The following is a 14,406-nucleotide window of genomic DNA, read 5'->3' as shown; positions in this document are numbered from 1 at the left end:
CCATAATTCGCTTTCGCTTCTGTAGAGTCGCCAAGTCAGACCATCATATTCCCCAGGCAATCAAGTCCCCAACGGCCTTAACCCGAATAAACAATGCATTTCCCGGCAGGTATGCTAACGGGATATCTTCAACTGATACAATCGAAATAGTATTTTCATTTGCCCCAGCCTTCATGGCTTCTTTAGTGGCCAAATCCCTTGCGTCCTGAATGGCTTGTTCACGGCTGAGCTGATTTAAGCTATAGACCCGTTCCACTTCACCACTGACTTGTCCAAGCGCTGCCCCAATGGCATTGGCTGCATCATAATGCGCGGGCCTGATAACCTCGGACACCCCTTTAAGAGAACTGGAAACAATGATGCTTCCACCTCCCGACAAAATAAGCGGCACTTGTTTTGAACTTGTTTTCATCTGGTCAACAGCGTCTTCAAGTATCTCTGTCATTTTTTCGTATACCCTGGTGCAAAAATCTTCCGGTAACTGTTTGACTTGTTCGGTCCGATCTGCAAATGCATATCCTAAACGCGTCACGATATCAGAGGCGGTCAGCTTCTCCCCGCCAAAAAGAAGTGCTTTTTTTGTAATTTCATAGCCGACACTATCCGGACCAACAGCAATCTTCCCGTCAGATTCACGTATGCGGGTACCGCCGCCGAGTCCGATTGACAGAATGTCAGGCATCCGGAAATTGGTATTTACACCACCAATATTAACGGCCAGGGATGACTGCCTTGGAAACCCTTTTGCCAGCACACCGATGTCACTGGTTGTGCCTCCAACATCAAGGACAATAGCATCTTGAAGTCCGGATAAATGTGCAGAACCACGAATCGAGTTTGTTGGTCCGCAGCCCATGGTAAGGATGGGATACCGCAATGCATATGTTTCATTCATAAGCGTGCCATCGTTTTGGCTGAAGTACATTTGCGCTTCAATACCGAGTTGCTGAAGCGCCTTGGCGAAGCCGTTGACCACCATTTGACCCGTTGTCATCAAGGCTGCGTTCAGTATCGTTGCATTTTCACGTTCGAGAAGACCGATACTGCCAATCTCATGGGAAAGTGAAATGGGGATGTCTCCAAGTTCTTCTCTTACCCAGTCTGCAACAATTTGTTCTTGTTGCTTATTAACTGGTGCAAATACACCTGAAATGGCGATGCTCTCAGCAATTCCCTTTATGTTTCTGCAAAAAAACGCTACTTCTTCCCGGTTCAATTCACTGATTAAACGGCCATCGAACTCATAACCACCTGAGACAATCGTGGACGCAGCCTCAATTTTTCCATGTAAATCTTCTGGCCATTCTGTAAACGGCGGGATAGAAGTTGTTGCCGGCTTTCCGATCCGGATTACCCCTACTTTATTGAGGCGCTTCCGCTCGACGATTGCATTCGTACAATGCGTCGTTCCCAGCATCGCATAGCCTATCCTGCTCCTATCGGTCCCACTATCCTGCACCACTTTGGCAACCGCTTCATATATGCCGGTTTCTACATCTTTTGTCGTTGGAACCTTTACGGTATGGACAACCTGTAAATTAGCGTCCAGCAACGCAGCATCTGTATTCGTGCCTCCAACGTCCACTCCTAGCCGATACATGTTTCTCTCTCCTTCAATAACACTTCAATAGGCTGATAATCAAAATCATAACCAAAATAACGGGGGCCAGCTGTTTCAATACCTTTTGGCGTCCTCCACTTTTCATGACAAGGGAAAGCGACCACCACTACACGGGCTCCATATTTCATCCGTTCTGTTGTAATTGGAAAACCTGTTTCCGCATCCAACACAGCAATCAAATCTGGGGTAGAACACAAAAGATTGTCATCTTCTTTTGCTACAAGATGCTCGTTTTGAAAATAAATAGTAAAGCGCCGTCCCTGGTCATCACGAATTCCTTCAAAGGATGCATTGCCCCTAGTGAAGCCACCACTGAGCCGCCTTTCTATGTCTGTGATTTTCCCTTCAAACAAACGGCGCCCTTGTAATTCCGCAAGCATTTTGCTAATCCCGAGACGTTCCTTATCATTGTTGTCGAGGAGATACCCACCGATTTTTTCTGCCAAAGTCAATGTATCAGGAATTACGCTTGTTTTGACATCTTTCCCCATTAAACTGTAATCACACACGGATGAGCTCCCACCCATTTCAATGGTGAGGGCACGGGCCAGCCTTTCAGACCAGACTCCATCTTTTGGGTACAGCACAACCGTGTTTCCTTTGTCATCAGCCATTGTAACCGGCGATGGTTCAAAACCATCCAGATGGAATGTCACCATCTGTGCTTCGGGAAAAGCCCGGCCCATCGCATCAGCATCGAGTACAGGCAGACCTGTTTTGGCAGCGGCAATGATTGGAAATAAAGAGTTGATTCCTCCTATTTCAATTGGCATGACAACATCCACTTTTCTTCCGAGAACGTTTTCCAGTCTGTTTAGCGGTGCAGTCACTTCAATTTCTGACGGAATTTTTTCGACCGTTACAGTCGGTGCCCCCATACCGGAAACGGGGACAACCAAGTGGTCATCACTCAATTCATTCAAAGAAATCAATTTCACCGGTCCATATTTCCTGACAGCCTGTTTGGCCATCAATTTCCCAATCAAAGGATCACCGCCACCGCCTGTCCCAAGGACAGCAGCGCCAAGAGCGATTTTCTCAATTGCCTGTTCATCTATGTATCTCATAAAATCTAACTCCCTATTTTTTTATCATTTACTGACGGTTACCTGTTGCAAAGATCTTTTCTGGCTGAAAAATTTACCGACAATCACCTGGACGACAAAGCCTGTTAAAAATCCATCCAGAGAAGAGACCGATGTAATGGAAAATAAGGCAAGCCCAGTTGGCGACGCGGTTGTAAAATAGGTAATCAGCATCCCCACCAGCCAAGCAATGATGGAACGCGCAACAAGCGCCTTCTCCTCCACATGGTTGTAATAGCGCTGAAATTCGGTTTTAACAAGAAAATATTCAGCAACATAAATTCCGCCAATTGGTGCAATGACAATGGCCAATATATTTAAAAACGAAATAAATTGATCATAAATGCCAAGAACAGCAAGTGCCGTGGATATTACCCCTAAAATCAATGTTAACGCTTCTTTTGATATTTTTGTAAAAATTAACGAGAAGCCGAGCGATGACGAATATAAATTGCTTGTGTTCGTTGTCCATTGCGCCAGTGTCAATACTAACACCCCGGGGATGGCTAATCCCAAAGCAATAAATATTTTCATGATCGCATCAGTACCCATTGCCTTCGACATTATAATCGCAATGATAATCATGAAGCTATTGCCAATGAAGATCCCGAAAAACGTGGCTATCATCGCATCTTTCTTGCTTTTTGCCCAGCGGGAAATATCCGGTGAAATCGTTGCCCCGACGATAAAAATACTGATTACAAGTGAAATTGCGCTGCCAAATGTAAAGGCCCCTGCATTCGGAATGCTGAACGAAATAGAATGATCTTTTAGTGTTAAAAATAAGGTAAGCAGCATCATCCCCAACAAAAATGGCACTGACCATACACTTAATTTCTCAATGGCACGATATCCATAGATTGCAGTGGTCATCATCAGCAAGCCGCCAATGAGAGACAGAATCTTTACATCAACGGTCAAGTCAAACGCGTCCTGCAATACTGCTTGGGCATTGTCAGCAAAAAAACCAACTTGGACACCAAACCATCCCAGCAAGGAAATGCCGATTACAATAGAAAATGCCTGCGCCCCGTATTTTCCAAACACGTATTTTGTGATCATGGATGTAGAAAGATTTGTGGCCGAACCAACAACGGCACAAATCGTACAGAGAATTGCCAGGAAAAATGACCCTACGCAGACTGATAAAATAGCATCCTTTAAAGGCATGCCATTGGCTAATTCTGCCCCTAATAATACGGATGATAAATCCACCCCTATAGCGACCAATACCGAGAACATCGAAAACCAGTTTCTCTGAAGTTCCTTGGGAACCGCTTCCCGTGCATAATCTGAAACCACTTGTTCATCCTTCATTGATAAATCCCCCTTAATAATGAAAAACTAATTATCTATCAATGCAATTCGTGATGTAGTATTTTATTTGCGGATTCCATTCCAATAAATCCCCCAAATTTGTTCAAGCCGCCTTTTGAACTTGTCTTCCTGATAATAAAGTAATTCAAGGAAGACCCCATCCATCACACAAAGAAAGGATGCTATTAAATCGTCAACCGGCTGGTCCTTGATTTCTCCGCGTTCTATCCCTTTTGAAAATATTTCGCTAAGAATCTCATAAAGAAGCTCTTCCATCTCACTAAACGTTTGTTTCACTTCATCATTTAAAGTGGGCGGAAGCGACATGGCCAGCCTTGTATAGGACGCCGTCTTTTCCGGCTGGCTTAAATGGTAGTAGCTGAGCTCTTTTAAAATTTCGTGAAGCTGTTCCCTTACTGTTCCATCTGTACCTTTTTGGACAGATTGCCGTATGTAAGAATAATAATCTTCCAGCAAATCTTTATAAACAGCCAAAAACAAGTCTTCCTTATTTTTATAAAATGCATAGATGGATGGCGTCTTAATGCCTACTTCTTTTGCTATACTGGACAGGGTTGCCCGGTCATAACCATTCTCGGCTAATTGCCTGCAAGCCACTTCTTTAATTTTGTTCTTCGTCATCCACTCACCGCACCTAACTAATTTAGTTAGGTTTGATTATACTTAACTATGAATTATTATGCAATAGTCGAAATAAATTTTATTTTGGCATAAGGTCACTTCCGGTTGAAATGAAGGTTGGTGTTGAATACAAACATGTTGAGAATTATATAAAAACAGCCTCTTACAGCTGCCATTTCATTAATTTAATAACCGGAGAACAATTCAGTACGATCAGTTTCTTATAGGATTGTGGTATAATAGTATAAAATACAGAAATTTCTAAAAATAAAATTTGTTTTTGTGCACGACACCACATTACTTACCCTAGAGTAGACTCTAAAATGTATGCTGAGGGGGATTTTTTTATCAAGTTATGGCCTTAGTTATGCCATCTATTGTTGCGGTTATGCTCTATTCCAGAGTAATTAACCGAAAAATAACGTTTGTTGACGTGTTATGCTTTTCTACTTTATTCATCCTTATTACAAATATGGTATGTTTTACAATACTAATTTATTTAAAAAAACGACTTTTCTTTACGTTCAAACCTGTTTTCACACCGAAATATTCTTTCATGGCCACATGTATAGCAATATTCTTGAAAGTATAAATACGAGTTGCATGCTAATGAAATGCAACACTTTACTTCGGCGTCGGGTTTATGGAGGCACACCGGTCTGGGCCAATACGAAAAAACTGGTCTAAGAACAGCGATAAGAATGGTTTTAAAGTTGATTTTCCTCTAATCGATATGTTCATTGACCATGACCAGGTACTGAACAAGTATAAGATACGCAAGCCGGAATTGTACGACTTAGGCTTCAGCCATAACAATTGTAATGGCAGATGTGTCAAAGCTGGAATGGCTCATTTTAAAAGATTAAAAGAGCGAGCCAGACAACATAACCGGATCCAAAAGGTGTTAGAAGGTGCGAACATTAAGCTGGGGTCTGTTGTTTCGGATGTATTGGGTGTTTCTGCAAGGGATATGCTTGACGCAATCGCAGATGGCGAAGAAGACCCTGAGAAACTAGCAAACTTCGCTCGACGCACTATGAAAAAGAAGAAGGAAGAACTTGAACTGGCTTTAAAAGGTTATATTAACTCCCATCAAAGGTTACTGTTAAAAACCATTTTGGGCCACATTGACTTTCTTACTGAACAAATCGAGATGCTCAATCAAGAAGTTGCGAAAAGAGTAAGCTCTCATCAAGAGGATATAGAAATACTTGATTCCATTCCCGGCATTGCGACAAGGATGGCTGAACAGATCCTTTCTGAAATCGGAACAGATGTAAAAAAGCAGTTTCCAACTGCGTCTCACATGTGTTCCTGGGCCGGCTTGGTTCCAGGGCAAAATGAAAGTGCAGGGAAACGGAAATCGGCTAAAACTAAAAAGGGAAACAAGTATTTGAGGTCGGCTTTAACTGAGGCAGCTCATTCCGTAAGGGGGTCCAAAAACTATCTCGGAGCACTGTATAGGCGTACAGCCTCATGAAAAGGCAAGAAACGTGCTGGAATCGTAGTCGCTCACGCTATGTTACGTATCTCTTATTATCTCTTAACACGTAAAGAAATGTATGTAGACTTAGGCGAAGACTACTTTGATAAGCAGAGACAACAATCGATTGTCAGGCATTCACTGAGACGACTAGAAAGCTTAGGATACATTGTTAAGTTAGAAGAACCTAAAGCATCTTAAACCAGTCCATCTAATTACCATAGGTCAATGAATTTGGCGCTCTCCCTTTTTTAAAAAACGAACGAGCTGCGTCTTCTTAAGTATTGCCTTTTTTACAGAAGTTAGAAGTTAATTTTCATGGTAGTTGAACAAGAAGATTTATTTCTCTTTACACATTCTCGTCTAATTTTTGAATTGGATCTTCTGCAAAAGAGTATTCATTTTTTCTTCTAACAAGTTTGTGAAATTGGCTCTCTGTTCTTTCAAATTAGAAATATGTAGTGGTTCACCAAATATAATATATGCATCCCTCTTAATGAACAATTCCTTAAAACTATTTGGACCCACATATGCTGCGGGTATGATAGGTACTTTGGAACGCTGAGCAATTGTAATTGCTCCTTGTTTTAATGCGGTTTGCTCTTCAATTCTTGTTCCGCTTGGAAATATCCCTACGATTTCACCTTGAGCCAGCAGTCGAGAAGGAATTTTTAAAACACTTGGACCCGGGTTAGCACGATCCACAGGAAAAGCATTAAATTTGCGCAAAAACCAACCTATCAATTTATTAGTAAATAGTTGTTTCTTTGCCATGAAATGTATTTTGTTTGGCAATAAAGTGATGCCTAAATACAAAACATCAACCCAACCTGTATGAGTACAAGTAATAACATAAGGACCTTCTTTAGGGATGTTCTGTTTGTCATAAACGTGAAGTTTTCCAAATACACGCAAGATACATTTCAAAGAATACGCTGCAAATTGATACACAATTTCTTCCTCCATTAACCTTAAACATTTATAGTTTCACTCTACATCTACCATAATTTTAACACTTGGTTCTAATAGTTGATACTAAATTTTGATTATCTTTCCACTAAAAGTATCCAATTTCCTTTCCTCTAGAGATGTTGTTCAATTATATGGCCCTTTTCATAAAGAATGACGCTTTCCTTATTTCAGAAAAGCGCCCTTTAACGGAAGATTGAGTAGTCTATAACGGAATAAAATTTTGAGCTTCTATTAGCTGAATTTGTTGAAGAAGTGACAATTACTATCGAGTATTTTATCTTTGGAATTTGCAATTTTAATTCCTATGATAGATTAGTTGCACAACGCCAGAGGAGAACGTCCTTGTATTAACCATTTTTAAATTCCATCTCTGTTTTATATCAATAAACAACGGTTTTCCTTCTCCCAAAATAACAGGGTGAACAGATAATCTATATTCATCAACAAGCCCTAAATTGATAAAAGTTGTTATAAGACTTGCTCCACCATATAGCCAGATGTCTTTACCAGGCTTATTCTTTAATTTATTTACTTCTTCAAGAATATTATCATTTATGAATATTGCTTTATTATCAGTCCCTTTTTGCGTTTTGGAAAACACGTATTTTTCTTTACTATGAACTAATTTCCAAATTTCTTTTTCAGTATCAGTAACTTCAATTTCTGGAGTAAATTGTCCCCATAAATCGTAGCTTTTTCTTCCATATAAAATAGTATCAATTTGATTTAAGAAATTAATAAACTCCATCTCAGAGTCCATGATACACCAATCAATTTCCCCATTTTTCCCCTCAATAAAACCATCTAAAGTTACTGCTAAATCTAAAATTATTCTTCCTGGTCTTACGTTTTTGGACATAATTCTTCCTCCCTTTAATCAAATAGATAGGGCCTGTGTGTAGCAATAGAATCAAATATTACGTTAATCATTAGTGGACATTAAAAACGAGAAAAAGTAATAGTGAACATCCATTCTTTCTACCGGGACCCCTACATACAAGGAGAAAAATTTGACTTCATCTCCATTCACGTAGCGTGATCATGTCCCCTAAGTAATATTAGTGGACATCATAAGCATAAAAATCAGGCTTTTATGTCCGCTCATTTACGCAATAAATCCGAAAATCAATGTCTGCTAATACTTATTGTGTAAATAAGTTCCATTGCTACACGACACCTAGTATAATACTTAATGATGACATCTATTGTCATAATTAAATATCTTTTACTTAATCATTTAGGTGGGTAGTTATGCGCGCTGATAGGCTGATCTCCATTTTACTTCTGCTTCAAAATAAAAGAAAATTGACAACCAGAGAATTAGCCCAGGAATTAGAGGTAACTGAACGTACCATTCATCGTGATATGGAAGCATTGAGTGCGACAGGTATTCCTGTTGTGGCTGAACGCGGAAAGGCTGGAGGGTGGAGATTACTTAAACAATATCGAACAAATTTAACTGGTTTGAAAGCCAATGAAATTAAGTCTTTGCTTATTTCACCGTCATTCCAGTTGCTTACTGACTTAGGATTAACAAAAGATTGGTATGAAGCACGTCAGAAAATACTTGCTTCGATTCCAAGCTCCTTACAGACAAATGCCGATGATATATGGAACCGAATCCATGTTGATACAAGTGCTTGGAGACAGTCAACTGAAAAAATGAAGTCATTCAAAGTTTTGCAACAAGCGATTTGGGAAGATCGGAAACTACAAATAAAATATGAACGGGCAGATGGGGAATGTGTTGAACGAGTTGTTAACCCATTAGGGTTAGTTGCTAAAGGCAGCACATGGTATTTAATCGCGTTATCAAACGGGAACATTCGAAACTATCGAGCATCAAGAATGAGGTCTGCGCTATTGATGAGTGAAACATTTACCCGACCAAATGACTTTGATTTAGCCCAATATTGGAGTAGCTCAACACAAGAATTTATTAAAAGTCTACCAAGATATGAGGTAGATGTTGAAGTATCTCCATCTATCGTTCAAAGAATAAAGTTCACCGGACGCTTTGTACAAATATTAAAAATTGATTCTCCCTTAGAAAATGGATGGATCCCAATAAAGCTGTGTTTTGACACAGAACAAGAAGCAAAAGAATATATTTTAGGCTTCGAGAATCAGATAAAAATCATACGACCTAACATTTTAAAGCAAAATATATATGATATGGCAAGGGCTGTAATCGATTTTTATGAGCAGGAGAATCAAATGTAAAATAAAATGTCCTGAAAGTAGAAAAACATTTTAGTTTATTCTACTTTCCTTTTGTTAAAAAGCATACTTATGTACACTTTTTATTCCATAATATGGCCCGTTTGTAGAAGAGTGATTCTTACTGAAAATCAATCATATATGTATAAAACTATAAAATTTTTGATTCTCAAAACTTGTTTTTTTATCTTTTTATCACCAGAAGGTTTGAAGTGGTAAGCAGTTTGTCATTCCTTGGTACACTTTTTGTCATTCAGTGGTAAAAACTATGTCAAGGATGGTACATTTCATTGGCTGTATGCTGGAGAAGAAGATTCAACCCGTGCTACTGCTATTTTTCCGGATAATCCGTAACTCAAAACAATTCGTGCTTTCCCTATAATTTCACAGACCAAACTTAGCCAGAATTCTCGAAAGCGATCCTAACTTTTCTTTTTGCTTATGTAATTCCTGCTCGGCCTCTTCTTTTCGTTTAGCAGATGCTAATTCGAACCCTCCGTGCCTTTGGCTGGAGGATTGTTCACTTTCATAGATGAAATTGATAAACCGTGCGCAAACATTAATCATTCTTTCTTAGATTCTATTTGGAGCAAAATGAGAAGCTATCATGTGTAGCCCCTGTTTATACCCTTCATCATCATACTCTGCAATTACGTCCACATCTGCATTAATCATCATATATTCTTTGTTTTTGTACACACAGAACGAAATTAATCCATCAGTTTCTTTTAAAATTAAACTAAAGCAAGGGTTATTACCGTCCTTTCTTAAGTCTATGGCGCGACCTTCAACCTCAACAATTTCGTATCCATTCACTTTAGAAATAGTCAGGATAGATTTTAATAGATTTTTGTTCTCTTCATCCAAAAATGAATAAATATTGTCTAAAGTCACTGACATACTCTCACCTACGTTTTCAATAGTATTGTTCACTATTATCTTATCACGTCCTTTTCATCTAGGTAAAACTTAGCTTGTTAGTTTCTTTTATTACAGGTTACAATAAAAGAACAAACGTTCTAGGGAGGAAGGTCGTAAGATGTCCATTAGAGACCGGGGCCTGAAAATGGTGTTCGAACTGATTAGGTATTGTCAGATTCTTGGCTAGGAACTCTTAATTTCATCAGTTATTATTATAGAAAAGGGTGCCATTGGCTTGGAATATCGGAAGCCTGGCATCTTTTTTAGATTGCACAATCTGTTACGCATAGTTCTTTTCTATTCAGATGTTTTGCTGAAATAGAGTCTGAAAAAGCGGTCTTTTTTGGGTTACTTGACAAATTTCATAGACCTTGCAATTTCTAACATGGCCGAAGGTACATGCTTTTCTGCTGCAAAAATCCTGGAACGTTCATGAATACTGGTCGCCAACCTAAAGGCCGATTTTCCAAATACACAGAATACCGCAAAAAATGTTAAGAACAGCTGTGCGATTGCTGCTATAGTGAATGTAAGGCAGGTGAAAACGCGTGGGGTATGAGGCCAGTATACAAAGGACACTTGATTATATTGAAGAGAACTTGCAGGAACAGATTACACTAACGAAATTAGCAGACATTGCTTGTTTTTCTCCTTTTCATTATCATCGTGTATTTCAGACAATGGTCGGTGAGTCTGTGATGGATTACGTGAGAAAAAGACGGCTTACCTATGCAGCAGAGCGTTTGTTCTATACAGATGAAAAGGTGATCGACATTGCATTAGATGCTGGTTTCCAATACCCGGAATCGTTTCACCGGGCATTCAAAAAGTTTTATGGAGTTTCACCAAGGCAATACCGCGACGCCAAAAGCTTATCTGGCCCCTTAATCGGAAAAGCCTGCCTAATAACACACCATTTTTCAGGAGGTTTTTGCATGGAACCAAAATTGGTCACTAAACCTGCTTTTCACATCATTGGCTACGAACTTAAAACGAGGAATATAGACGGTCTGAATAATAAGGACATTCCGGAATTTTGGCAGCAGTACATGCAAAATAAACTAGGTTGTAATATACCGAATCCGATTAATAAAAATGAGGAACTAGGTATATGCACCAATTTTGATGCTGAAACAGGTGAATTCGTATATGTCATCGGAATGGAAGTAAAAGAGGGAACTCAAGCACCAGAAGGAATGGTATATATGAGTTTTCCCGAACTAGAGTATGCGGTTTTCACTACACCAAAGTCAGATGAAGAATCGTTTAGCCCTTCAATTCAGTCCACATGGAATTACATCTTTACGGAATGGTTTCCAAAATCAGGCCTGGAACATGATGGAACAGTGGAATTTGAACTGTATGATGAAAGATGTTACGGATCAGAGAACAAAGTAATGGACATTTACATTCCGGTGAAAAAACAAAAAATAATGGGGTAAAAGTTAAATATCCCTATTGTAACAATACTTAGAGAGCTTTAGATAACAATAACAATGTTGTTATCTAGGGTTCTTTTTTTTGAAAAAATTTCTACCTACCCTGTCCTTCCATGACACTTCCTTATATATAACTAGTGAAAGGAGCTGAGCAGATGGACGGATATAAATCGTCCGATGGACATGAGGAAAGTGAACGATGGTTGTACTTTGAATAAAATCATACACACTGGAGGTTTCCAATTTGAGCAATCTATTAATCAACGAAAACCCAATGATGGTGATTCCGTCATTGGCGAAGAAGATTGGTTTGAATGAGGCGCTTTTTTTGCAGCAGGTTCATTACTGGCTGGTAAGGAGTTCGCATGAAATCGAGGGGGAGAAGTGGATTTACAATACGTATAAGGACTGGCAGGATCAGTTGTCTTTCTGGTCGGAGAGCACGATTAAACGGACGATTAAGTCGCTGGAGGACAAGGGTTATTTGATTTCCGGCAATTGGAACCGATTGAAGCTTGATAAGACGAAATGGTACAGCATTGACTATAAAAAGGTGGAGGCACTGGATATGGCGGCATCGTCTCAATTTGGGCAGTCCTGCCGCCAGGCTGACCCGTCCGGCATATCAAACAGCCCTATGGAGGAGGCCGGCTTGGCCAGAGCAATACCAGAGATTACTACAGAGAATACAACAGAGAAAGATATACCCTACAAAGAAATTATTGATTACCTCAATCGAAAAACAAACTCCACTTACAAGGCTTTTACAAGGAAAACAAGAGAATTGATCCGGGCACGATGGAATGAAGGATTCAGGCTGGAGGACTTTATAAAAGTAATAGATTTGAAGGCTGCTGAGTGGCTGAACGATCCGCAGTGGAGCAAATATCTGCGGCCGGAAACATTGTTTGGCGTGAAGTTCGAGTCTTATTTAAACCAGAAATCGAACAAGAAACTGTGGCGGGAGGAGGATTTTGATTTAAATGACTAAGCGGGAGACGTATTTGATCATGATGACGATATCCGTGTATTATGACCAGTTTGAGATGGACCAGCAAAAAGTGGATGCCTGGCATGAAGTGTTTAAGCATTACCCTTTTGAACCAGTAAAAGAAAAACTGTTTGCGTTTGTAGCTGAATCCCCTTTTCCACCTAAAATTTCTGATCTGGTCAAAAAAACCGCCGTGGTTTCAAGGGAAATACCGGGAGCCGAGGCTACCCGGGCGCTTATGCAAACGCAAGTCAAACCGGCGAGTGAGGAGGTTATCCAAAGAGAGCTCGCCAATATGCGTAAAATCTTGGGGATCAGAAGGGATGCGTGATGATGGAACAGTGGCAATTTAATCAGGAAGCGGAAGAGGCTTTGGTTGGCGCGCTATTTCTCGAAGAAGGTTTGATAAAGGATTGTAACATTCGCCCAGAGCAGCTTTACTTGCCGAAATTACAAAGGCTTCTTTCAACAATGAAGCGGCTTGATGAAAAAGGCAGGCCAATTGACGTCATCTCTGTGGTGGAGGAAGTTGGGGAACAGAATCTTGAGAGTATTGGCGGGATATCATACATAACGGAATTGGCGGGGAGCGTGCCGACCACTGCAAATTTCAAGTATTATCAGGACATCGTCAGGGAGTATTACCAAAAACGGAGGGCGAAGGAAGTAGCCGGAAGGATCATGGATGAGGTTGCCCGTGCTGAGGATATCAGAAAAACGATCAGCGATGGCATCCACAATCTGATGGAGATAGAAGGTGCAAACGGGGACGATGAACTTGGTGATATCAAGTCATGTTTAGTAGATTTGTACAATGATTGTGAAAAGGATAGCGGTGAGATTTCAGGCGTTCCTTCAGGCTTCAAAAAACTGGACAGGCTGACAGGAGGGTTTCAGGAATCTGACTTGATTGTCATTGGGGCCCGGCCGAGCATGGGAAAAACCGCTTTTGCCCTGAATATCGCACTTAACGCTTCGGAACACGATGTGAGTGTTATTTTTTCGCTGGAAATGTCAAAAAACCAGCTCGTGAAAAGGGCGGCCGGTTTTAGAGGGAACATTGACAGTACAAAGATGAGGAATCCCAGGCGATTTTTTGCTGATGAGGATTGGCGCCATCTGTATAGTGCGATGGGGGAGATCTCACATCATAACCTCCATATTTTTGACAGGCCTGGAATGGATGTCAACTATATTTGGTCAAAGGTACGAAAAATGAAAAGGGAGTACGCGGAGGGAACAAGATTTCTCGTCGTGATTGATTATCTTCAATTGATCGTCGGGGATCCGAGGCATAAACAAAACCGGCAGGCGGAAATCAGTGAGATCAGCCGATCATTGAAGCATATGGCGAGGGAGCTTAATGTAGTGGTCATTGCCTTGTCCCAGCTGAGCCGCGGAGTGGAAAGCCGGCAGGATAAACGGCCGATGCTGAGCGATTTACGGGAATCAGGCCAGATTGAACAGGATTCTGATGTGATTGCCTTCCTCTACCGGGATGATTACTATGACAAGGAAGCCGAATCAAAAAATACGATCGATATCATTGTCGCAAAGCAGAGGAACGGGCCGGTCGGGACAGTAGAGCTTTCTTTTAATAAGGAATATGGAAAGTTTGCCGATCTGGGGGTGTAGTAGTGGATGATAAGAGACGGCAGGACCGCGGCTGCCTGCCGTTTTTGATTGTGTTATACAGCCATTCGTTTCATATCTGC

The 14,406-nt window shown here is 40.5% G+C and carries 13 protein-coding genes; 6 read left to right on the top strand and 7 right to left on the bottom strand.

Features of this window, described 5'->3' with window-relative positions:
• Window positions 1-43 precede the first annotated feature (43 nt).
• The 4 genes from CVD19_RS13450 to CVD19_RS13435 form a co-directional block, all read right to left on the bottom strand.
• The gene (locus tag CVD19_RS13450; protein ID WP_101582369.1) at window positions 44-1,600 is read right to left on the bottom strand and encodes a hydantoinase/oxoprolinase family protein; all 1,557 of its coding nucleotides are present in this window, start codon (window positions 1,598-1,600) and stop codon (window positions 44-46) included.
• On the bottom strand, window positions 1,588-2,688 hold the full coding sequence (locus CVD19_RS13445; protein WP_101582368.1) for a DUF917 domain-containing protein: 1,101 nt from the start codon (window positions 2,686-2,688) through the stop codon (window positions 1,588-1,590). The genes CVD19_RS13450 and CVD19_RS13445 overlap by 13 nt, the downstream gene beginning before the upstream one ends.
• Window positions 2,689-2,712: 24 nt before the next feature.
• Entirely contained in the window at window positions 2,713-4,023 is a 1,311-nt protein-coding gene (locus tag CVD19_RS13440) for a cytosine permease (protein ID WP_101582367.1), read from the bottom strand.
• 63 nt (window positions 4,024-4,086) lie between these two features.
• Window positions 4,087-4,665: a TetR/AcrR family transcriptional regulator gene (locus CVD19_RS13435; protein ID WP_101582366.1), complete on the bottom strand. Its 579-nt coding sequence runs from the start codon at window positions 4,663-4,665 to the stop codon at window positions 4,087-4,089.
• A 643-nt stretch (window positions 4,666-5,308) separates the two neighbouring features.
• On the opposite strand from CVD19_RS13435, the gene CVD19_RS13430 reads away from it, so the two are divergent.
• Window positions 5,309-6,145 (top strand): transposase, encoded by an 837-nt coding sequence (locus CVD19_RS13430; protein ID WP_257985133.1) that lies wholly within the window; start codon window positions 5,309-5,311, stop codon window positions 6,143-6,145.
• A gap of 366 nt (window positions 6,146-6,511) precedes the next feature.
• Here the strand turns inward: CVD19_RS13430 and CVD19_RS13425 are convergent, their stop codons facing one another.
• Together CVD19_RS13425 and CVD19_RS13420 are read right to left on the bottom strand one after the other, a co-directional pair.
• Window positions 6,512-7,099 (bottom strand): lysophospholipid acyltransferase family protein, encoded by a 588-nt coding sequence (locus tag CVD19_RS13425; protein ID WP_101582365.1) that lies wholly within the window; start codon window positions 7,097-7,099, stop codon window positions 6,512-6,514.
• 316 nt (window positions 7,100-7,415) lie between these two features.
• Window positions 7,416-7,979 (bottom strand): dihydrofolate reductase family protein, encoded by a 564-nt coding sequence (locus CVD19_RS13420; RefSeq protein WP_101582364.1) that lies wholly within the window; start codon window positions 7,977-7,979, stop codon window positions 7,416-7,418.
• Window positions 7,980-8,371: 392 nt separating this feature from the next.
• Here CVD19_RS13420 and CVD19_RS13415 point away from each other — a divergent pair, with 392 nt between their 5' ends.
• Window positions 8,372-9,343 (top strand): helix-turn-helix transcriptional regulator, encoded by a 972-nt coding sequence (locus CVD19_RS13415; RefSeq protein WP_101582363.1) that lies wholly within the window; start codon window positions 8,372-8,374, stop codon window positions 9,341-9,343.
• A 570-nt stretch (window positions 9,344-9,913) separates the two neighbouring features.
• Here the strand turns inward: CVD19_RS13415 and CVD19_RS13410 are convergent.
• Window positions 9,914-10,240, bottom strand: coding sequence for a hypothetical protein (locus tag CVD19_RS13410; protein WP_101582362.1), 327 nt, complete (start codon window positions 10,238-10,240; stop codon window positions 9,914-9,916).
• A gap of 569 nt (window positions 10,241-10,809) precedes the next feature.
• On the opposite strand from CVD19_RS13410, the gene CVD19_RS13405 reads away from it, so the two are divergent.
• The 4 genes from CVD19_RS13405 to dnaB all read left to right on the top strand — a co-directional run bounded on the left by CVD19_RS13405 (window position 10,810) and on the right by dnaB (window position 14,326).
• The gene (locus tag CVD19_RS13405) at window positions 10,810-11,703 is read left to right on the top strand and encodes an AraC family transcriptional regulator (RefSeq protein WP_101582361.1); all 894 of its coding nucleotides are present in this window, start codon (window positions 10,810-10,812) and stop codon (window positions 11,701-11,703) included.
• 241 nt (window positions 11,704-11,944) lie between these two features.
• On the top strand, window positions 11,945-12,691 hold the full coding sequence (locus tag CVD19_RS13400; protein WP_101582360.1) for a conserved phage C-terminal domain-containing protein: 747 nt from the start codon (window positions 11,945-11,947) through the stop codon (window positions 12,689-12,691).
• Window positions 12,684-13,022 (top strand): replicative helicase loader/inhibitor, encoded by a 339-nt coding sequence (locus CVD19_RS13395; RefSeq protein ID WP_101582359.1) that lies wholly within the window; start codon window positions 12,684-12,686, stop codon window positions 13,020-13,022. Before CVD19_RS13400 ends, CVD19_RS13395 begins: the two co-directional genes overlap by 8 nt.
• Window positions 13,022-14,326, top strand: a complete 1,305-nt coding sequence (gene dnaB / locus CVD19_RS13390) for a replicative DNA helicase (protein ID WP_101582358.1) — start codon at window positions 13,022-13,024, stop codon at window positions 14,324-14,326. Before CVD19_RS13395 ends, dnaB begins: the two co-directional genes overlap by 1 nt.
• Window positions 14,327-14,406 lie beyond the last annotated feature (80 nt).

Origin of the sequence: Bacillus sp. T33-2 (assembly GCF_002860205.1) — a bacterium.
Taxonomy (GTDB): domain Bacteria; phylum Bacillota; class Bacilli; order Bacillales; family Cytobacillaceae; genus T33-2.
Note: the sequence above shows the minus strand (reverse complement) of the source record. Positions and strands in the feature narration are given on the sequence as shown.

Excerpts from the sequence above, each read along its gene's own strand:
- CVD19_RS13450 (WP_101582369.1), bottom strand. The coding sequence starts at position 1,600 with ATGTATCGGCTAGGAGTGGACGTTGGAGGCACGAATACAGATGCTGCG.
- CVD19_RS13440 (WP_101582367.1), bottom strand. The coding sequence starts at position 4,023 with ATGAAGGATGAACAAGTGGTTTCAGATTATGCACGGGAAGCGGTTCCC.
- CVD19_RS13415 (WP_101582363.1), top strand. The coding sequence starts at position 8,372 with ATGCGCGCTGATAGGCTGATCTCCATTTTACTTCTGCTTCAAAATAAA.
- dnaB (WP_101582358.1), top strand. The coding sequence starts at position 13,022 with ATGATGGAACAGTGGCAATTTAATCAGGAAGCGGAAGAGGCTTTGGTT.
- CVD19_RS13420 (WP_101582364.1), bottom strand. The coding sequence starts at position 7,979 with ATGTCCAAAAACGTAAGACCAGGAAGAATAATTTTAGATTTAGCAGTA.
- CVD19_RS13445 (WP_101582368.1), bottom strand. The coding sequence starts at position 2,688 with ATGAGATACATAGATGAACAGGCAATTGAGAAAATCGCTCTTGGCGCT.
- CVD19_RS13435 (WP_101582366.1), bottom strand. The coding sequence starts at position 4,665 with ATGACGAAGAACAAAATTAAAGAAGTGGCTTGCAGGCAATTAGCCGAG.
- CVD19_RS13395 (WP_101582359.1), top strand. The coding sequence starts at position 12,684 with ATGACTAAGCGGGAGACGTATTTGATCATGATGACGATATCCGTGTAT.
- CVD19_RS13430 (WP_257985133.1), top strand. The coding sequence starts at position 5,309 with ATGGAGGCACACCGGTCTGGGCCAATACGAAAAAACTGGTCTAAGAAC.
- CVD19_RS13410 (WP_101582362.1), bottom strand. The coding sequence starts at position 10,240 with ATGTCAGTGACTTTAGACAATATTTATTCATTTTTGGATGAAGAGAAC.